Genomic DNA, 19,665 nt, shown 5'->3' with positions numbered 1-19,665 from the left:
CGTGGCCGCAATGAGAACGATGATGGTGCGGTAGACGGTGACGCCCCCGCGAGAAGCCCTGCGCGGGCAGCCCGTAGCCTTGCTTCTGGCCCTGCTGTTGATGTGGCCGGCAGCAAGCCACGCGGGTGTTGTCCACGTGCCATCGCCGCGCCCGCTCGGCATGGTCGACGGCCTGCACGATCCCAATGTACGCGAAATCGCTGAAGACGCCTCCGGCTACCTGTGGTTGGCGGGCAGCGATGGACTGATGCGTTTCGACGGGCAGCGGTACCGGCTGTGGCGTCTCGAGGACGGGTTGCCGGATGTCGACCTGCGCACCTTGCACGTGGATGCGATCGATCGGCTATGGGTGGGAACGGCCACTGCGGGCCTGGTGATGATGGGCGCTGATCGCGGGGGGTTCCAGCGGCTGCCGGCATCGGCCCCGTCGGCGCTGCGGCAGGGGCCGCTGCGCCAGGTGCACAGCAGCGGCGACGGCCGGATCTGGGCCATTGGAAGCGACCATCAGCTCTATCGGCGGGCACCGCGTGACCCGCAGTGGATGTTGCAACCGCTTCCGCTGGAGGATGGCCCGGTCATGGCACTCGCGCGCGACAGCGCCGGTGCGTTGTGGGTGGCCCAGGCCGCATCGCTTTGGCGCTGGGATGGCACGCGGCTTGTCCGGATGGCGCTGCCGGCCGCGTCCGCCGCGCCGATCCAGTCGCTCTGGGCCGATCCCCGCGGGGGTATTGAAGTCACCTCGGCGCGCGGCACCTGGGCAATGGGTACTGCAGCGGGTGCCCACCTGCGCCTGCCCGGCGCACGCAGCGTGCTGCGCAGCGCTGACGGCGTGCTCTGGCAGCAGCGGGGCGCGGCGCTGCTGCGGCAGGAAACCGGCACCGTGCTGCCGTGGGTGCTGCAACCCGCGCCAGGCGCCGCGTCGGGGCCGGTGGTGATCCGCCAGGCGCTGGAGGACCGCAACGGTGATTTATGGTGGGTGAGTGAGCGGCACGGCGTGTGGTGGCTGTCGGCCCGCTGGCGGCAGTTCACGGCCTTGCCCGCCACCGCCGGCAGCGGGCCGGGAACCGGCAGTCACTACGCACTGGGCCTGGCTGCCTCGGGAATGCACCACGCGTGGGTTGCCGGCAGTGGCGGGCACCTGCAGCGTCTTGACCTGCGTACGGGACGCGGCCTTGATGTGCTCCGGTACCCGCATGCCGGCGTCAGCCCGCTTCCGGTGGGCGTGGCTGAAGATGCCCAGGGACGGGTGTGGGTTGCCAGTGCCGACCGGCTGCTGCGCCATGACCCGCATCGGCGCAGCCGGCGCGACTGGGGGCTGGGGCTGGGGACGGACCAGGGGGCCATCCACCTGCAGGTGTGCGCTAACGGCGAGGTCTGGCTGGCGCACCCCCGGGCGATCCAACGGTGGTCGACACACGGCGAGCGGCAGCATAGTGCGGCACCACGGCAGGTGGGACTGGCGCAGGACGTGCCGCTGCGGCAGCTGTTGTGCACGCGCGATGGCGAGGTGTGGGCGACCGATCCGCAGGGGGTGATGCGCTGGTCGATTGCACGCGAGCGCTTCGAGCGGGTTCCGGGCGATGGCGAAGGAGCCGTGTCGGCCATCGCCGAAGCCGACGATGGCACGTTGTGGATCAGTCGCCCCGCCGCCCTGGAGCAGTACCGTCTTGCGCAGGGACGGTTGCATCGAGTACGCCGCATTGCCGGCGCCGAGGGCTACCCGCAACTGCGTGCCGGCGCGCTGGTGGTGGGCGCCGATGGCGTGGCGTGGGCCGGGGCCGCGCGGGGCGTGGTGCGGGTGGACCCGCACGCGGGCGAGGTGGAGGTCCTGGGCACCGCACAGGGCCTGCCGGTGCAGGAGGTACTGCCGCAGCGGCTGCTTCGGCTGGGCTCGGGTGCGGTGGTGGCCGGGGTGCGCGAAGGCGGACTGCTGGCGTTCGACCCGCGCGCGCTTCGCGCCCCGGCAACGGTGCCGGTACTGGTGCTTGATGCAATGAGCCGTCGTCGTCACGGACGGGTGATCCAGGTGCCGATCGCTGCATCGCCGGTACTCCTGGGTACCGGGGATCGTCATGTGCGGGTCGCCGTGAACCTGCTCGGCCGCGGCGATCCCGATCGCATCCAGTACCACTTCCGCCTGCTGGGACGGGACCCGGCATGGGTCGACACCGGCCCCGTGGCGCAACGCCTGTTCACGCGCCTGCCGGCGGGCGAGCACTCCCTGCTGGTGAAGGCGCGGCACGCCGGCGGCCCCTGGTCGGCGGTGCGCCAGTTGCAGTTGCGCGTGGTGCCCCGATGGTGGGAAACGGCGACGGGTCGTATCGCCCTGGCTGCCGCGATCTGCGCAGCGGTCGTGGGGGGGGCGCGGCTGCACTACGGCCGGCAGCGGCGACGCGCGCACCGGCGCCAGGTGCGCGCGCGCCAGCAGCGGGCCGAGCAGGATTCGATGCAGCGCACCCGCTTCCTGGCCGAACTGGGCCGCCAGGTGCGTGCGCCGTTGACGCCGGTACTCGGCTGGAGCGAGCTGCTGCTGCAGTCGCCGTTGTCACCCGTGCAGCGCGAGCAGGTCGGCAGCCTGCAGCAGGCCGGGCACCACCTGCTGCAGTTGATGGACGATGCGCTGGACCTGGCCGGTATTGAAGCAGGCCGCCTGCGCCTGCATCCGGCGCCCTTCGAGCTGGTGGAGGTGATGCGTGAGCTGCACGCGCTGCTGCTGCCGGTGGCGCAGGGCAAGGCATTGGCGCTGCATTGGACCAGTACGTTCGCACCCGGCGCCTGCTTCCACGGCGACGTGCAGCGCCTGCGCCAGATCCTGCTGAACCTGCTGGGCAACGCGCTCAAGTTCACCGCGCACGGACAGGTCAGCCTGAGCGCGCGCACCGGGCCGGAGGATCGCGGGCTGGTGCTGTGTGTGTCCGACACCGGTCCGGGGATGAGCCCGGCGCAGGTGCGTCGGCTGTTCCAGCGCTTCAGCCAGGTCGAAGCGGCAGACACCGCCGCCCACCCTGGCGGCAGCGGGCTGGGACTGGCCATCAGCCGCGACCTGGCACACGCCATGGGGGGGCGCCTGGACGTCGACAGCCAGCGCGGTCGTGGCACCCAGTTCCAGTTGACGCTGCCATGGCCGGCGCTTGCACCCGCCGCCGCCGCGCCCGCCGCGCCGCGCCCGGGCGCGTCTGCTGCCGTGCCATCGCGCGCGTTGCGGGTGATGGTGCTGTTGCCTGCCGCAGAGCCGGACGCTGTCGAAGTGGTATGCGCGCTGCTGCGTTCCCAGGGCCACCGCGTGGTGGCCGTGGAAAATGCGGACGCGTGGGTGCGCGACGTCGACCCCGGGCCCTGGGACCTGATCGCGGCCGATCCGGACCTGCTGGTGGCGGGCGGGCGGCTGAGTGCGCGCCTGCCTTGGTTGTGGCCGGGGGTGCGGCGCGTGGCGCTCACGCCACGCGCCGATGCCTGCGCCGAGCGCGACGCACGCGCGGGCGGGTTCGACGGTTTCGTGCGGCTGCCGGTGACCGGGGCACGGTTGGCCGCCGCCGTGGTGGGCGCATGATCGGCGCACTGCGGGCAGGCGCCCGCTCGCTGCAGCGCCTGCTGCCGGCGCTGCTGGCGCTCCTGCTGCTTGCGGCATCGGTTCGCGCGGCGCCGCCCACGGCGCTGCGCTTCACCACCGCCGACGGGTTGCCATCCAATGCGGTGCACCAGGTGGTGGAAGACCGCGACGGCTATCTGTGGTTTGCCACCGATGATGGCCTGGCCCGCTTCGATGGGCAGCGCTTCCGGATCTGGCGGATGGAGCAGGGGCTGGCCGACAACCAGCTGCTGTCGATGGCGACGGACGCGCAGGACCGGTTGTGGATCGGCACGGCGCAGGGCCACCTCATGCGCATGTCGGCCGACCGCAGCCATATCGAGCGCTTCGACCGCACGCGCTTTCCCGCGCTGGCGGGCGTGGCGATCGGTGTCGTGCTGCCCGCGCCGGATGGCGTGGTGTGGTTCGGTACGCGCGACGCGGGTCTGTTCCGGCTGGGGCCGGGGCATCGGCTGCGTCAGTACCTCCCCACCGCGAACGCGGACGGCCTGCCGGACCGTCGCGTCGACCACCTGGCGCTGGCGGCCGACGGCACGCTCTGGGTGGGAACGCCGCGCGGCCTGGCGCGCTGGCGCAACGGTCGCTTCCTGCCGCCGCCCACGATGCTGGCCACTGCGCCGGTCAGCGCGCTGCTGGTGGATGCAGAACAGCGCCTGTGGGTGGGCGGCGCGGCAGGACCGTGGCGGGCCTCGGATGAGGGGCGGCTGGAACCGCTGGATGCACCGGCCGGCACGCGCGCGCTGGGCGCGTCGCACAGCGGCGGACCGTGGCTGGGCGAAGACGACAGGGTGTGGAAGAGCGGCGCCGGCCAGCTGCCTGGGGTGGGGGTCGCACCATTGGGCAGCGCCGATGTGCCCCGGTTCCGCACGGCCCTGGAAGATCGCCACGGCAGCCTCTGGTTGCTGGGGCGGCATCTTGGGGTATGGCGGCTGCCCCCGCATTGGCAGCATTTCAGCTCGCTTGATGAGGCGTCGCAGGAGCTGCCGGCGATCAGCGGGGCACACCTGGATCGGGACGCACCGCCGCTCGCGTTGGCCTGCGCCGATGGCAGCCGCTGGCGCCTGGATGGCAAGGGGATCCAGCGGCAGCCGGCCGGCAGCGCCGGCACCCGGCAGTGGCGCTGGGATGCAATGGATCAGCTTCGTCCGCCAGGTCCACTGGCGCTGCATTGCGATGCGGACAACGGCCTCTGGTGGGGAGGCCGGCATGGCCTGACCCGATGGGCTGACGGTCGCTTCCACCCCGTTGCCGGCGTGGAAGGCGAGGTCAGTGCGCTGCACCTCGCCGAGGACGGCGCGCTGTGGGTGGCCAGCACGGGTACGGTGCGGCGCTATCGGATCCAGGACGGCGTGGCCAGGCCGGGCGTGCAGATCGATGCACGGCAGGGGCTGCCGTCGCTGCGGCTGGCCTCCCTGGCCAGCGACGCACACGGCGCGTTGTGGGCCAGCAGCGCGCGCGGCCTGCTGCGTCTTCGCCCCCGCGAGGGCCAGGTACGGCTGTACACGCGAAGCGAAGGGGTGCCCGATGCCGTCTTCAATGCACAGCTGCAGGCCGATGGATCGACCATGCTGGCCGTGGATGCACTCGGCCGCAGGGTGCGGTTCGACCCGGTGGGGCTGGCCGCGTGCAGGGGCGAGCCGGCGCTGGTGGTGGAGCGTGTGCAGCTGCACCGCGATGGCCTGCTGCAAGTGCTCCCGTCCAAGACGGCGCTCCACCTGCAGCCGGACGATCGGGACATCCAGGTCAGCGTCCGCTTGCTGGGCGCTGCGATGCCGGCGCGCCAGCAGTACCGGTTCCGGCTGTGCGGGCTGGATCGGGACTGGATCCGGGTGGGCCGCAGCGGGACCCGCGGCTTCCCGCGACTGCCACCCGGCGAGCACCGCCTGGAGTTCCAGGCACGGTTGGCCGACGGCAGCTGGTCGTCAACCCGGGCGTTGCTGCTGCAGGTCGAGCGCAGCGGCTGGCACCACCCGGTGCTGGTGGGCGCACGCACAGCGGCGGGCGCGCTGCTGGTGGGCGGGGGAGCATGGGCGGCAGTACGCCGCGTCGCGCGGGGGCGGCGGGCGCAGGCATCGGCACAGCGGCTGTCGCTGGCGCTGCGCTCGGCGCAGGCCAAAGCGCACTACCTGGCAACCCTGGGGCATGAAGTGCGCACACCGCTCACGGGTATCCTGGGCATGGCCGAGCTGCTGCTGTCATCGCCCCTGCATGCGGCCCAGCGGCAGCCGTTGGAGCGGATACAGCGGAGCGGACACGCGCTGCTGGAACGGGTCAACCGCGCATTGGACGAGGCCCGCCTGGAGGCCGGATGTACGCCCCTGCAGGCGGCCGACTTCGAGGTAAGCGCCTTCCACGAGCGGTGGTTGGCACGCCAGGTGTTGCCGTCCTGCCGTCGTGGTACCGCGCTGGCCATTTGCCTGCAGGTGGCGGGCGACGCACGCGTGCATGGCGACGCGCTGCGACTCGCTCAACTGCTCGACGCCGTCGCGCGGGTCGTGGGCAGGCACACCGGCGCCGGGCACGTGGTGCTGGAGGTGGCGTGGCGCCCCGGGCGCGAGGGACTGCTGTGGACGTTCAACGCCGGCGGGCGCGCCGTGCACCCGGCGGGGCGCGGCACCGGCAAGGCCGTGCCTGCGCCGTCGCTGGCGTCCCTGCGCACGGGATTGACCGCCGCCGAACGTCTCGCCGGCGCCCTCGGTGGCACCCTGCGCGTGCATGCAACGGGCAGCAGGCGGTGGCGCGTGCAGGTGGGGATTCCGATGCCGGCGGTGGCGCCGCCGCCGCGCGGTCGGGTGTTGCTGGTGGACGACGATCAACAAGCCGCCCTTGCGGGCAGCACGCTGCTGTCCGCGCAGGGCTGGGAGCCGGTGCATGCGCCGCACGCGCTGGCCGGGCTGACCGAGCTGGCGGCGGGCCGGTTCGACCTGGTGCTGGTGGACATCGAACTGTCCGGCATCGATGGGCTGGCCCTGATCGGCCTGCTGTCTGCGCGGAGCGAGTCCGCGCCGGTGCTGGCGATGAGCCGGCAGCCCGCTGCGGACCTGCCTGGGCGGGTGCGTGCCGCCGGTGGTGCTGGAATACTGCCCAAACCGCTTACAGCCGGGACGCTGCGCCGGGCGCTGCAGCAGGCCGGCGGGGCCTGACGGTTCGTTCCGATCCAGCGAACCGTTTACCATCCACCCCGTGGCTTGCGCTTTTTGCGACAAGTCCTGCCCGATCCGCTCCAGGAGATTGCTTGGTGTTGCCTACGCGTTGGCTGCTCCTGTTCGGGATGTTGTGCCTGTGGCCGTCGCTGGCGGCCGCGCAGCCGGTTCCGCCAACGCCGCGGCAGCTGACCGTATTCGATGGCCTGCCATCCAATACCGTCAATCGCATGGCCGAAGACGGCTACGGTTACCTGTGGTTGGCCACCAATGATGGCCTGGCCCGCTTCGATGGCCGCAACTACCGTGTCTGGCGCGCCGAAGATGGGCTGCGCGACAACATGGTGTGGAGTGTGCACGTGGATGCGCGCAACCAGCTGTGGATCGGCACCGAGAATGCCGGGCTGGCGATGATGTCGGCCGACCGCCGCGAGCTGCGCTTCTTCGACCGTGCCAGCAACCCGGTGATCGGCAGCAACACGATCTGGAGCCTGGCCTCCACCGGCGACGGGGCGCTCTGGTTCGGCACCTACGAAGGCGGCCTGCACCGGCTCGACCGCAATGGCGTGATCACCCGCTTCATGCCGGAGCCGGGCAACCGGCGCAGCCTGCCGGCAGCGTCGGTGACGCACATGGCCACCACCCGTGACGGCAGCCTGTGGGTCGGCACCAAGGCGGGGCTGGCGCGCTGGACCGGCCGCGACTTCGAGCGGGTGCCCGCGTCCAAGCTGCCCACGCCGCTGGTCAATGGGCTGACCGCCGAACTCGATGGCAGCCTGTGGATCAGTACCAATGCCGGCACGGTGGTGCGCCGCGCGGACGGCAGCTTCGCCCCGGCGCCGTGGAAGGTGGATGCCGGCGACCAGGTACTGGGCATGATGCTGCGCGACGAGCAGGGCGGGTATTGGCTCGACACCCGGTCCGGTCTCGGGCGTGCCTACCAGGACCGCTTCCAGCAGGTGCCGCTGTACAGCGCGGTGGCCCGTGGCCAGGTGCGCCCCAACTGGACCGGCGCGTACGAAGACCGCGAAGGCGGGATCTGGCTGGCCAGTACCAACAGTGGCCTGTGGCACCTGCTGCCGCGCTGGTGGCAGTTCTCGGTGCTGTCGCGGCTGGAGGATGATCCGGCCTCGCTTCGCAACGGCTACGTGCTGGGCATGGCCGCATCGGCCAATGGCGGCGTGTGGGCCGTGGGCACCCATGGCGCACTGGACCGCTTCGACCCGGTGACCGGCAAGGTGGACCAGCACCGGACCTGGGTGGACGGTCCGCAGTGGCTGCTGTCGGTGCTGGAAGACCCGCGCGGCCATGTCTGGATTGGATCGCACGAAGCGCTGCTGCGCTACGACCCGGGTACCGGCTCCCTGCAACGCTGGGGCAGTGATGCCGGCGCCGACGCCGCCATGGAAGGCGACGTGGATGCGCTGGTGCTGTGCGACGGCGGCGGGGTCTGGAGCGCGTCGTCCGGCGGATTGCAGCAGCGCGGCCTGGACGGCGGCGTGCGGCAGCGGATCGCGGCCGGTACGGCAGGGTTGGCGCCCGGACAGCTGGTCCTGGACCTCATGTGCGGTCCGCAGGACCATCTCTGGGTGGCCACCAACCAGGGCCTGCTGCAGTGGGTGCCTTCGCGTGCGCGGTTCGAGGCGGTGCCCGGCGCGGCGGGTGTCGCCAGCCATGCCCTGGCGCCGGCCAACGATGGCTCGGTGTGGGTGTCGGAAGAAGGTCGCTTGATCCGCTACCGCTGGAACGGGAAGCGGCTCGAGCGTGAGGCGCAGGTCGGGCCGGAAGAGGGCTTCCCGCAGCTGTCGGCGACGGGATTGGTGGTCGACGCCCAGGACATCGTGTGGGCCGCCAGCTCGCGCGGCCTGATCCGCGTCGATCCCAACCAGGGCAGCGTGCGCCAGTACGGCGTGCGCGATGGGCTGCCCAGCCAGGAATTCCGCCGCGGCACGTTGGTGCGCACGGCCAGCAACCATATTGCCGGCGGCACGCCGGCCGGGGTGGTGCTGTTCGATCCGGACCAGGTGCGCCCGGCGACCCGGCGCGCGCCGCTGGTGATCGAACGCGTCGAGGTACGCCGCGGCGAGCGGGTGCTGGACCTGACCCACCTGGCGCCGCTGGAAATCGCCGATGCCGACCGCGACCTGCGCATCGTGGCGCGGTTGCTGTCATTTGCCGACTCGTCGTCCAACAGTTATCGCTACCGCCTGGCCGGCTACGACCCGGATTGGGTGGAAGTGGGGCCGGGCGGCGAGCGCGTGTTCTCGCGGCTGCCGCCCGGGCGTTATCGGCTTGAGGTGCAGGCGCGCTCGGCCGACCTGGTCTGGTCGCGGGTGCAGGTGCTGGAGTTCCGCGTGATGCCGCCCTGGTGGCGCAGCGTTTCGGGGCTGCTGGTGATGGCCTCGATCGCCCTGCTGCTCATGAGCCTGTTCGCCTGGTTGTACCGGCGCCGCGTGCAACGCCGCCACGCCTACCAGCTGGCCCTGCACAAGCAGGAACTGGCCGAACAGGCATCGGCCGCCAAGACGCGCTTCCTGGCCAACCTGGGCCACGAAGTGCGCACGCCGATGACCGGCGTGCTGGGCATGAGCGAGCTGCTGCTGGGCTCGCCGTTGAACGCGCAGCAGCGCAGCTACACCGAATCGATCCGGCATGCCGGCGAGCACCTGCTGCACCTGGTGAACGACGCGCTGGACCTGGCGCGGATCGAATCGGGGCGGCTGCAGCTGCAGGCGCAGCCATTTGCACTGCAGGGCGTGATCGATGATGCCTGCACGTTGATGGCGGCACTGGCCGAGCAGAAAGGGCTGCGCTTCTTGGTCGACAACGAACTGGCGCCTGGCCTGTGCAGCGTGGGTGACGCGGTACGGGTCCGGCAGATCCTGCTCAACCTGCTGGGCAACGCGGTGAAGTTCACCAGCAGCGGCGAAGTGCGCCTGAAGGTGCGTGCCCTGGCGCCGGCGCGCGGGCTCTACTTCGAAGTCTCCGACACCGGGCCCGGGATCAGCAGCGACCAGCAGCAGCGCCTGTTCCGGCGCTTCGAGCAGGCCGACGGTGCGCGCACTGCCGCGCAGTACGGTGGCAGCGGCCTGGGCCTGGCGATCTGCCGCGAACTGGCGCTGGCCATGCAGGGCCAGATCGGGGTGGAAAGCCAGCTGGGCGTGGGCACGCGCTTCAGCGTGACGTTGCCGCTGCCGCTGCAGATGGCCGACGCCACGGTCGGCAGCGCCGGTGTTGCCGAAGGCCACCCCTTGCCGCCGTTGCGCCTGCTGCTGGTCGAAGACGACGAGACCGTGGCCAGCGTGATCATCGGGCTGCTGAGCGCGCGCGGGCACGAGGTGGTGCACGCCGCGCACGCGCTGGCAGCGCTGCGTGAAGTGAGCGATGCGCCGTTCGACGTGGTGCTGCTGGATCTTGACCTGCCCGGCCTGGGTGGCATGGAACTGGCGGGGCACCTGCGCAACCAGGGCTATGCAATGCCGTTGCTGGCGGTTACCGCGCGTACCGACCCGGGCATCGAACAGCAGGTGCGCGAGGCCGGCTTCCAGGGGTTCCTGCGCAAGCCGGTGACCGGTGACCTGCTGGAACAGGCGATCGCGCGGGTGGTGGTTGAGGGGCGGGGGTGAGGAGGTCGCCTATTCGGCGACCTCTTCTACATCGCGCGGTGAGGGACGGGTATCGGGGAGCTGCCAGAAGATGACGGTGGAGGTGAGCGTGATCGCGCCCACGCACACGAACGTGGCATGCAGGGCGGCGGTGGCGCCGTGCAGGGTGTCCAGGTGCTCGAACGCGGCCAGCAGGCTACCTGCGGCCGCGGCACCGAAGCCGGTGGCCAGCATCATCACCATCGACAGCAGGCTGTTGCCCGAGCTGGCGAAATCGCGGTCCAGGTCGCGCAGGGTCACGGTGTTCATCACGGTGAACTGCAGCGAATTGACCGCGCCGAACACGGCCAGCTGCACCACGCGCAGCCACATCGGCTGGCCGGGGACCATGAAGATGAAGCTGGCCATGGCCAGGCCCACCAGCACGGTGTTGACCATCAATACGCGACGGTAGCCGAAGCGTTCCACCAGCTTGACCGCGTAGCGCTTGGACAGCATGCCGGCGGCGGCCACGGGGATCATCAACAGCCCGGCGTTCATCGGGCTCATGCCCATGCCGACCTGCAGCAGCAGGGGGATGAGCAGCGGCATGGCGCTGCTGCCGATCCGCGAGAACAGGTTGCCGAGGATGCCGATACGGTAGCTCGGCACGTGGAACAGCGCCAGCGAGAACAGCGGCGCGGTGGAGTTGGCCGCGTGCAGCCAGTAGCCGACCAGTGCGGCCAGTCCGGCCACGGTCATCAGCATCACCAGGGCATGCGGGGTGGCCATGCCGGAAATGCCGTCCAGCGCCAGCGACAGCACCACCATGCCGAACGCCAGCATCAGGTAGCCGGCGATGTCGAAGCGGGTGCGGTGCTCGGCGTAGTGGTCGGGCATGATTTTCAGCGCGGCCACATAGCCGATCACGCCGATCGGCAGGTTGATCAGGAACACCCAGTGCCAGGACGCCACTTCCACCAGCCAGCCGCCCAGGGTCGGGCCGATCAGCGGCCCCACCAGCGCCGGGATGGCGATGAAACTCATGGCGCGCAGGAACTGCTCGCGCGAGACCGAGCGCATCACCGCCAGGCGGCCGACCGGCAGCAGCATCGCGCCGCCCACGCCCTGCAGCACGCGCGCGGCGACCAGCTGGTGCAGGGTCTGCGCCAGCGCGCAGGCGAGCGAGCCGAGGGTGAACAGGATGATGGCCGCCAGGAAGGTGCGGCGGGTACCGAAGCGGTCGGCGATCCAGCCGGAGGCGGGAATGAAGGTCGCCACCGCCAGCGCGTAGCTGAACACCACCGACTGCATCTGCAGCGGGCTTTCACCCAGGCTGCGGGCCATGGCGGGCAGGGCGGTGTTGACGATGGTCGAATCCAGCATCTGCATGAAGATCGCCAGCGACACCAGCCACAACAGGGGCCGGAACGAGGCGTAGCTGGGGGTCGTCATCGTGTGCACCTTCATCAACGAGGTGCACATGATCGCAGATGCGGGGCAATGCCCGGTGACGGGCATCGCGCGGTGAAATCAACGTTGGCTGATGGAATGTACGGCTTCTACCAGTACCTGCACGTGTTCGGGGTTCATGTCGGGCGACATGCCGTGGCCGAGGTTGAAGACGTGGCCCTCGCGCGAGCCGCCGTTGCCGCGCGCATAGCTGTCCAGCACCTGGCCGGCGGCGCGTTCAATGGCGTCCGGGTTGCCGTACAACGTGGCCGGATCCAGATTGCCCTGCAGCGCCACGCGGCCGCCGGTACGGGCGACCGCGTCGGCCAGGTCCAGGGTCCAGTCCACGCCCAGCGCATCGGCGCCGGTGTCGGCCAGGTCCGCCAGGTGCAGGCCGGTGCCCTTGCCGAACAGGATCAGCGGGGTGCGCCGTCCGCCATCGCCGCGCTCCAGCTCACGTGCGATGCGGGTCAGGTAGCGCAGCGAGAATTCGCGGTACATGGACGGGCTGAGCACGCCGCCCCAGGTATCGAACACCTGCAGCACCTGCGCGCCGGCGGCGCGCTGGGCGGCCAGGTAGGCAATGACCGCATCGGTCACCACCGACAGCAGCTGGTGCAGTGCGGCCGGCTCGTTCAGGGCCATTGCCTTGATGCGTGCGAAATCCTTGCTGCCGCCGCCTTCGACCATGTAGCAGGCCAGCGTCCACGGGCTGCCGGAGAAACCGATCAGCGGCACGCGGCCGTCCAGCTCACGACGGATCACGCGCACCGCATCCATCACGTAGCGCAGCTCGGTTTCCATGTCCGGCACCGCCAGCCTGGCGATGGCGGCGGTATCGCGGACCGGGTGGCGGAACTTCGGGCCTTCGCCTTCGACGAAGTACAGCTCCAGGCCCATCGCATCGGGAATGGTCAGGATGTCCGAGAACAGGATCGCCGCGTCCAGGTCGAACCGGCGCAGCGGCTGCAGGGTGACTTCGCAGGCGATGTCCGGGTTCTTGGCCATGGCCAGGAAGCTGCCGGCCTTGGCGCGGGTGGCGCGGTACTCGGGCAGGTAGCGGCCGGCCTGGCGCATCAGCCAGACGGGGGTGCAGTCCACCGGTTCGCGGCGCAGGGCGCGCAGCAGGCGATCGTGGCGGGAGGGGCTGGTCACGGGATGCTTCCTTGGAATCGGGTGGCGCAGGGCCAGGGGGAGGCGGGCCGCTCAGCGCGGCGGCACACCGCTGGTGTAGGTGATCTGGAAACCGCGCTTGAGCTCGGTGTCGCGCGCCTTTTCAAACGCGGCCTCGGCCTGGGCCTGGTCCGCAAAAAACTGGCGGTTCAGCTTGGCGGGCCGGCCGATCTCCCCGGCCTCGCGCAGCAGCTCCCAGCCGCCGAACAGGTCCGGTTGCAGGCTGAGCTGGAGGTAGCGGGTCGGATCGGTGCCGCTGGCAGGTTGCTGCAGGAAGATGCGCATGGCCGCGATTGTAGCCGCGAACCGGCAACGCGGCCGTCACCGGCCCGTCGGGCGGGCGCGGCAAACGGTCGCAGCTCAGCCGGTGGCCAGCACGCGCAGCACCTCGGCTTCGTCGATGTCGGCCACCACTTCGGCACGGCCGATGCCCTGCCACAGCACCAGGCGCAGGCGCCCGGCCACGTTCTTCTTGTCCAGCCGCATGCGCGCCAGCAGCGCCTCGGGCGCCAGCCCGGCCGGAATGGCGACCGGCAGTTCGTAGCGCAGCAGCAGCTCGCGCAGGCGGGTGGTGTCGTCGTCGTGGCTCATGCCCAGCTGGGCCGACAGCCGCGCCGCCAGCACCATGCCCACCGCCACGGCTTCGCCGTGGTTGAGGTTGTCGTTGCCCGGCGCGCCGTAGCCCTGTTCGGTCTCGATCGCATGGCCAAAGGTGTGGCCCAGGTTGAGCAGGGCGCGCTCGCCGCGTTCCAGCGGATCGCGTTCGACGATCTCGGCCTTGTGTTCGCAGCTGCGTGCGATGGCCTGCGCCAGCGCCGCATCGTCACCCGCCAGCAGCGCGGCGTGTTCGGCCTGCAGCCACTGGAAGAACAGTGGGTCGCGGATCGCGCCGTACTTGATCACCTCGGCCAGGCCGGCGCGCAGCTCACGTGGCGGCAGGCTGCGCAGCGCGGCGGTATCGGCGATCACCGCGCGCGGCGGGTGGAAGGCGCCCACCAGGTTCTTGCCTTCCGGAATGTCCACCGCGGTCTTGCCGCCGACCGACGAATCGACCATGGCCAGCAGCGAGGTCGGCAGCTGCACGCAGTCCACCCCGCGCATCCAGCAGGCCGCGGCGAACCCGGCCAGGTCGCCGGCCACGCCACCGCCCAGGGCCATCACGCACGCATCGCGGGTGGCGCCCAGCGACGCCAGCGCGGTGATCGCCGCGCCGAAGTTGGCCAGCGTCTTGGAGGCTTCGCCGGCGGGCAGCACCAGCTCGCCGATCAACAGGTCCGGACGTTCGTCCAGCAGCGCCTGCTTGACCCCGGAAAGGTACAGCGGCGCCACCGACGAATCACTGAGCAGCAGCACGTGGCGGCCGCGCACGTGGCGCGCCAGCAGTTCGCCCTGGGCAAGCAGGCCGGGGCCGATATGGATGGTGTAGGGGGTGTCGCCGCCAACGGCGACGGTGCGGGGGGACGCGGTCATGCGGAAGGTTCCAGTCGCTGCCATTGCGAGGCCAGGCGCAGCACCAGCTGCGCGGTCGCCTCGCTGGGCGTGTATAGATCGGTATCCAGGGTGAGGTCGGCCAGCCCTTGGTACAGCGGGTCGCGCACGCCTGCCATCTCGTGCAGCACCTGCTCGCGGTCCGGCCGCTGCAGCAGCGGCCGGGCCCGGTCGCGGGCCAGCCGCTCCAGCTGGGCCGGCACGCTCACCCGCAGGTAGACCACGAAGCCGCGCTGCGCGATCGCCTCGCGGTTGCCGGCGTCGAGCACGGCGCCACCGCCGGTGGAGATCAGCTGTCCCTGGCCGGCCAGCAGCTGCTGCAGCACCTGGCGTTCGTGCTGGCGGAAGCCGGCCTCGCCCGAATGCTCGAAGATGGTCGGAATGCTGGCCCCGGCCGCGTCGACGATGGCCTGGTCGGCGTCCACGAAGTCCAGGGTGAAGCGTTCGGCAAGACGCCGGCCGATGCAGGTTTTGCCGGCGCCCATCGGGCCAATCAGGATGAGGTTCGGAGCGGGATTCATTACCCGGAATGCTAACACCTCCGTGTCGCGGCCTTTACGCGGCGGACCCCATGGTGGGCGGTGCGGAATGTCCCGCGCGCAGCTGGAGCACGCCCATGTCAGTGGCCAAAATCATCGAGATCAACGCCTCCTCGCCTACCAGCGTCGAAGACGCGGTCCGCAGCGGCCTGAAGAAGGTGTCCGAAACGGTCAAGGGCATCCAGGGGGCCTGGATCAACGAGACCAAGGTGGTCACCGACGGGCAGGGCAACATCACCGAATGGCGGGTCAACCTGCGGGTGACCTTCCTGGTCAGCTGACGATCCGGCGCTGTTCGTCCAGCACCACCACCCGGTCGGCCAGCGCCGGCAGCGTGCGCAGTGCCTGGCGGCTCACCCGTTCGTAGTACTGCACGAACCGCTCCAGCTGGGCGCGGCTCATGCTGCTGCGCTCGGGCTGGGCGGCCTGCAGGTTCTGCTCCTGCTGCCATCGCCAGCGCGGCACCACCGCGAAATCCGGCGGCTGCAGGAACCACAGCCGGTCGCAGCGTTGCCACAATGCGGGGTACTGGTCGGCCAGGGCCTGGTTGCACCAGCGGCGCCAGCGGCCGTCGGCGTCGGCCTCGCGTTCCAGCGCGTTGAGGGGGGTGTCCAGCGGGTCGTCGGCCTGCGCCGGCGTGCCCAGGAACCAGCCTTCGAACACCAGCAGGTCCAGCCCGCCGTCCAGTCGGGGCCACTGTGCTTCGGGCACGCGCTCGTCGGCCAGTTTGTCGAAGCGGGGCAACGCCAGCGGGCGTCGCGCGGCAATCGCGTCCAGCGTCGCGTGGGCCAGCGGCAGGTCATGGGTGCCCGGCGGGCCACGGGTCAGCAGCAGCGGGTGCACCTGGCGCGCCAGCCGCTGGCGCTGGGCGCGGGTCAGGTAGAAGTCGTCGATGGACAGTGCCGCTGCACGCAGGCCGCGTTGTTGGGCCAGGGCCACCACCTGGGCGGCCAGCGTCGATTTGCCGCTGCCCTGCAGGCCACTGATCGCCAATACTGGCACCGTGGCCGCCACGGCCAACGCGTCGTCCAGCGCCTGCGCGACCAGTGCATCGGGGAATCCCTTGTTCCGGGGCATGTACGCAGCAACGGGCATGCGGTGACAATAAACCCAAACCGAGCCGCAAGAAACCGACCATGACCGATCTCTACGCTGAAGCGCTGTCCACCTTCGCCGCCCTGTACGATGAAGCCAAGGGCAGCGCTGAAATCGAACCCAACGCGATGACGGTGGCCACGGCCACTGCCGACGGCCATCCTTCGGCGCGCACGGTCCTGCTCAAGGCCTTCGACGCGCGCGGTTTCGTCTTCTACACCCACCTGGACAGCCACAAGGGGCGCGAACTGCAGGCCAACCCGCACGCCGCGCTGCTGTTCCTGTGGCGCAGCCTGCGTGAAGCCGGCATCCAGGTGCGCATCGAAGGCGGCGTGGAACAGGTAAGCGATGCCGAGGCCGACGCGTACTTTGCTTCGCGGCCGCGGCTGAGCCAGATCGGCGCGTGGGCGTCGTTGCAGTCGCGCACGTTGGCCTCGCGCGAGGAATTCGATACACGCGTGGCCACCGCCGAGGCCAGCTTCGCCGGCCGCGATGTGCCGCGGCCGGAGGGCTGGAGTGGGCTGCGCGTGGTGCCGCGCCGGATCGAGTTCTGGTACGGCGCGCAGTTCCGCCTGCATGAACGCTGGTGCTATGAGATCGACGCCAACGGGCAGTGGGGCAAGCGCCTGTTGTACCCGTAAGCGCCGCTCATCCGACCACCGGCAGGGTCAATGCGCCGATCAGCGACGACATCGCCTTCTGCCGGGTGGTGATGGCGCCGACCGCTTCGAACAACGCATGCAGCTGGTCGCGCCGGGTCTCGGCATCGGCCGCCTGCGCGAACGCGTCCAGCGTGCGGGTATCGGCATTGTCGCGGCGGGTGGTGGCACCACCGATGGTGGTGGTGGGCTCGCGCTGCAGCCAGTAACGCGCCTCCAGCGAAGGTACGGAGCCGGGGTCCGTGAGCGCCTCGGCCAGCCGGTCCAGGTCGGCACCATGCGAATCCAGCAGCGCGGCCCAGGTCTCAGCGCGGGGCTGCGTGGCCGAACACAGGGACAGGTAGCGCATCAGCGGGCTGGTCAGCGTGCCTTCGCCCAGCCGGTCGTAGCGGGTGAACTGGGTTGCGCGGTTGTGCTCCACCCGGATCGTCGGTGCCAGCCCCGGCAGCACCGGCACCGGTACCGTCACGCCCAGCGACTGCGCGGTGCCGGTGGCCAGGCGCACCGCATGCAGGTGGTTGCCGCGCGCGGACGGCGGGAAGTCTGGATCGGTCTGGAAGGAAGGGCGGAAGAAACGCACCAGCAGGCGGCTGGTGCCGGTGACCCCGAGGTCGGCCGACAGCGGCGCGATCAATGCTTCGGCTTCGTGCAGGGGCAGCGCCCCCCACTCCGGCAACTTCCGCTCCACCTCGGACAGGATGGTGCCCAGCGCAGGCGCGAGGTGGGCGGCAACGGTCAGCTCCAGGTAGTCGCCGTTGCGCAGGGGATCCGGATCCTGGCGCACATGGCGTGCCACGCCGATCTCTCCGGTGGCGGTCAGCAGCGGCAACGATGCAGAGAGCGACAGGCTGCCGCGTGTGGTGGCGATGCGCTGGATCTGTTCGCGGAAGGCATGGGTGGCCCGGTACACCCAGGCGCGGTCATGCGGCATCGTGGTGTCGTGGATGCGCCGCGCTTCGGCCTGGACGGTGCGCTGCAGGCGGGACCATGCCGCGTGCGCTGCCGGTGCCCGCGCGTCAGGCGCGGGGGCGGCCTGCAGCCAGGCCAGCGTGTCGAGCATCGCGATCATGACCGGCTCGCGGGCGGTTGCGTGGCTGCCCCAGTCGCGTGCGAGCGACGCCAGCGGTGCACGCGCCTTCGCCGGGTCGCGCAGCGACAGCTCATCCAGTGCCTGCAGGTGGTCGAACGCCGCCCGTACGTGCGATACGGCCTCCATCCGCCTGGCCAGGTCGTCCGGGTGCCGGGGTTCGCCCATCGCCAGCCGCACCAGCTTCAGCGCGGGTGAGCGCGGCGGCTGCACGCCGGCAACCCGGTGCGAGACGCGGGTGTCGAGCACGCTGCGGATGCCGGTGTCCTTGCTGGCCGGCAGGCCGTCGTCGTCCAGTTCGGTCAGCCGGGTAGGTAGCGCGGCCCGCAGTTCCACGCGGTCCACCGCGCCTGTGGCAGCAAGCCGTCCCATGCCGTAGCCGGCGCTCGCTGTCAGCGCGCCGCCGTGGGTGGTCATGCCCGCGGTGATCAACAGTCCCCGCTTGCCGAAGGCCAGCGGCGGTACCGTCGTCTGTGCACCCACCAGGACCGGCAACCTCGTCTGCCAGGCCAATGCGCGGCTGGCGCGCTCGTCATAGCGGTCGCGCCGCGGCTCGGTCACCCGCTTGAACGCGCGTTGCAGGGCATTGCCGCCCAGTCGGCGCGCGACCGATGCATGGGCCAGGCGCAGCACGCGGGTACGCATCGACATCGAGATGTCCGCATCCCCTTCGGTGGTATACCCACTCAGCGTGCCTTCCAGGCCTACGCCCGGTGCGATGCTGGCCTGCGCGGCCGCTTCGGCCCTCACCATGGCGCTGCGCACGGTGCCGATGGTCAGGTCATCGAAGGTCGCGGTGCTGGTTTCCTGGCGTGCACCGACGGTGGCACCGGCATGGACCGCCCCCGGCAACCCGAAGCGGACGCCGAACATGCCGCCGGTGCCGGCACTGCGCTGCGAGCCGGGCAGCGCGTTGATGCGTTCGCGTTCGGTGTGGCGTGCGATCTGCTCGTGCAGCATCGCCTCGGCGCGTGCGGCGCGGGTCAGGTCGTACAGCGCAGTGCGCAGTGCCTTCTGCCGTTCGGGAACACGGCTGCCGCTGGGCAGGCGTTTGATCGCACGTAGCAGCGCGCCGCTCTGTTTGCGGGCCAACGGCTGTTGCGGGTCCAGGGCCAGCGCGTCGAGGGCCTTGCCGAAATCCGCAGGCGCTTCAGCGCGGCACTGTGCCAGCAAGGCGTGGATCTGCCCGCTGAGCACCGCCAGTGCCTGCTCGGTGGGGCCGGGTGCGCTGGGTGCATCCTCCCGCTCCTGGTCCGCATTGGCCGCTGCAGCGGGCATCCGCGATACGCGGGCGGGTGCGGGCTGCGGCCGGGTCGCGTGGTTGCTGATGCCGGTCAGCGGGATGGCCCGGCTCGGGCCAGCCGCGGCATCGCGCTGCCTGCGCAGGGTCAGCGCGGTGGCGCGGGTGACGAGGGTGGAAAGGGGCCTGGCGTGCGTGGCTGGGAACATGCGGTGTCCTCGGTGGTGGGCGGATCAACGCTCTGGAACCTAGCCGTGCGGCGGGCGATTGGACATCGCCGCGCTCGCAAACAGTTCACCCGGGGTTTCCGTTGATGAACCTCCTGCACGGGCCACCGAACTTTTCTTCCTCTGGACGTCATCGATGGCGTGTATCGGTCCGCGCGCACCGGCATCGGACGCCAACGCTTGGGCTGGCAGGAAATCCCGGCAGCAAACAGGCCAATGCGTCCGGCGCGGTGATGTCGCGGCAGGACGTATCCGGTTCCCCTGCATGTCCCGCGCTGTCAGTTCCTGCCCGTGCAGCAGACGAAATGATGAACATGTCGCACAACCGGATATCCGCATTTGGCTTTAGGAATTTCGCTAATGCGTTGTCGGTTGAAGCCTGCTCTGCG

Annotated in this window: 12 protein-coding genes; 5 read left to right on the top strand and 7 right to left on the bottom strand. The window is 70.7% G+C overall.

What is annotated here, in order from left to right; translation table 11 throughout:
- Window positions 1-37: 37 nt before the first annotated feature.
- The 3 genes from NMB40_RS13060 to NMB40_RS13050 all read left to right on the top strand — a co-directional run bounded on the left by NMB40_RS13060 (window position 38) and on the right by NMB40_RS13050 (window position 10,358).
- The gene (locus NMB40_RS13060; RefSeq protein WP_494358675.1) at window positions 38-3,550 is read left to right on the top strand and encodes a hybrid sensor histidine kinase/response regulator; all 3,513 of its coding nucleotides are present in this window, start codon (window positions 38-40) and stop codon (window positions 3,548-3,550) included.
- Window positions 3,547-6,732 (top strand): two-component regulator propeller domain-containing protein, encoded by a 3,186-nt coding sequence (locus NMB40_RS13055; RefSeq protein WP_494358674.1) that lies wholly within the window; start codon window positions 3,547-3,549, stop codon window positions 6,730-6,732. The genes NMB40_RS13060 and NMB40_RS13055 overlap by 4 nt, the downstream gene beginning before the upstream one ends.
- A gap of 128 nt (window positions 6,733-6,860) precedes the next feature.
- On the top strand, window positions 6,861-10,358 hold the full coding sequence (locus tag NMB40_RS13050; protein WP_494361077.1) for a hybrid sensor histidine kinase/response regulator: 3,498 nt from the start codon (window positions 6,861-6,863) through the stop codon (window positions 10,356-10,358).
- A gap of 9 nt (window positions 10,359-10,367) precedes the next feature.
- Here NMB40_RS13050 and mdtD read toward each other — a convergent pair whose 3' ends face one another.
- The 5 genes from mdtD to NMB40_RS13025 form a co-directional block, all read right to left on the bottom strand.
- Window positions 10,368-11,771 carry a multidrug transporter subunit MdtD gene (gene mdtD / locus NMB40_RS13045; protein WP_354277059.1) on the bottom strand — a complete coding sequence of 468 codons (1,404 nt, stop codon included), beginning with the start codon at window positions 11,769-11,771 and terminating at the stop codon, window positions 10,368-10,370.
- A gap of 78 nt (window positions 11,772-11,849) precedes the next feature.
- Window positions 11,850-12,923, bottom strand: a complete 1,074-nt coding sequence (gene hemE / locus NMB40_RS13040) for a uroporphyrinogen decarboxylase (RefSeq protein WP_494358673.1) — start codon at window positions 12,921-12,923, stop codon at window positions 11,850-11,852.
- A gap of 51 nt (window positions 12,924-12,974) precedes the next feature.
- On the bottom strand, window positions 12,975-13,226 hold the full coding sequence (locus NMB40_RS13035; RefSeq protein ID WP_494358672.1) for a WGR domain-containing protein: 252 nt from the start codon (window positions 13,224-13,226) through the stop codon (window positions 12,975-12,977).
- 75 nt (window positions 13,227-13,301) lie between these two features.
- Window positions 13,302-14,411, bottom strand: a complete 1,110-nt coding sequence (gene aroB / locus NMB40_RS13030) for a 3-dehydroquinate synthase (RefSeq protein ID WP_494358671.1) — start codon at window positions 14,409-14,411, stop codon at window positions 13,302-13,304.
- Entirely contained in the window at window positions 14,408-14,950 is a 543-nt protein-coding gene (locus NMB40_RS13025) for a shikimate kinase (protein WP_494358670.1), read from the bottom strand. Before NMB40_RS13025 ends, aroB begins: the two co-directional genes overlap by 4 nt.
- A 95-nt stretch (window positions 14,951-15,045) precedes the next feature.
- Here NMB40_RS13025 and NMB40_RS13020 point away from each other — a divergent pair, with 95 nt between their 5' ends.
- Entirely contained in the window at window positions 15,046-15,249 is a 204-nt protein-coding gene (locus NMB40_RS13020; RefSeq protein WP_068853673.1) for a dodecin family protein, read from the top strand.
- Here the strand turns inward: NMB40_RS13020 and NMB40_RS13015 are convergent.
- Window positions 15,242-16,063 carry a kinase gene (locus NMB40_RS13015; protein ID WP_494358669.1) on the bottom strand — a complete coding sequence of 274 codons (822 nt, stop codon included), beginning with the start codon at window positions 16,061-16,063 and terminating at the stop codon, window positions 15,242-15,244. The genes NMB40_RS13020 and NMB40_RS13015 overlap by 8 nt on opposite strands.
- Before the next feature lie 41 nt (window positions 16,064-16,104).
- On the opposite strand from NMB40_RS13015, the gene pdxH reads away from it, so the two are divergent.
- On the top strand, window positions 16,105-16,704 hold the full coding sequence (gene pdxH, locus NMB40_RS13010; RefSeq protein WP_448143328.1) for a pyridoxamine 5'-phosphate oxidase: 600 nt from the start codon (window positions 16,105-16,107) through the stop codon (window positions 16,702-16,704).
- A gap of 7 nt (window positions 16,705-16,711) precedes the next feature.
- Here pdxH and NMB40_RS13005 read toward each other — a convergent pair whose 3' ends face one another.
- Complete coding sequence (locus NMB40_RS13005; protein ID WP_494358668.1) at window positions 16,712-19,258, bottom strand: hypothetical protein; 2,547 nt, start codon at window positions 19,256-19,258, stop codon at window positions 16,712-16,714.
- Between the last annotated feature and the right edge of the window lie 407 nt (window positions 19,259-19,665).

It is taken from the genome of Stenotrophomonas sp. FBCC-B152 (assembly GCF_059134105.1).
Note: the sequence above shows the minus strand (reverse complement) of the source record. Positions and strands in the feature narration are given on the sequence as shown.

Bases quoted from the DNA above. Each gene is read 5' to 3' on its own strand.
- NMB40_RS13055 (WP_494358674.1), top strand. From the start codon at position 3,547: ATGATCGGCGCACTGCGGGCAGGCGCCCGCTCGCTGCAGCGCCTGCTG.
- NMB40_RS13050 (WP_494361077.1), top strand. From the start codon at position 6,861: ATGTTGTGCCTGTGGCCGTCGCTGGCGGCCGCGCAGCCGGTTCCGCCA.
- mdtD (WP_354277059.1), bottom strand. From the start codon at position 11,771: ATGACGACCCCCAGCTACGCCTCGTTCCGGCCCCTGTTGTGGCTGGTG.
- NMB40_RS13035 (WP_494358672.1), bottom strand. From the start codon at position 13,226: ATGCGCATCTTCCTGCAGCAACCTGCCAGCGGCACCGATCCGACCCGC.
- aroB (WP_494358671.1), bottom strand. From the start codon at position 14,411: ATGACCGCGTCCCCCCGCACCGTCGCCGTTGGCGGCGACACCCCCTAC.
- NMB40_RS13025 (WP_494358670.1), bottom strand. From the start codon at position 14,950: ATGAATCCCGCTCCGAACCTCATCCTGATTGGCCCGATGGGCGCCGGC.
- NMB40_RS13020 (WP_068853673.1), top strand. From the start codon at position 15,046: ATGTCAGTGGCCAAAATCATCGAGATCAACGCCTCCTCGCCTACCAGC.
- NMB40_RS13015 (WP_494358669.1), bottom strand. From the start codon at position 16,063: ATGCCCGTTGCTGCGTACATGCCCCGGAACAAGGGATTCCCCGATGCA.
- pdxH (WP_448143328.1), top strand. From the start codon at position 16,105: ATGACCGATCTCTACGCTGAAGCGCTGTCCACCTTCGCCGCCCTGTAC.
- NMB40_RS13005 (WP_494358668.1), bottom strand. From the start codon at position 19,258: ATGTTCCCAGCCACGCACGCCAGGCCCCTTTCCACCCTCGTCACCCGC.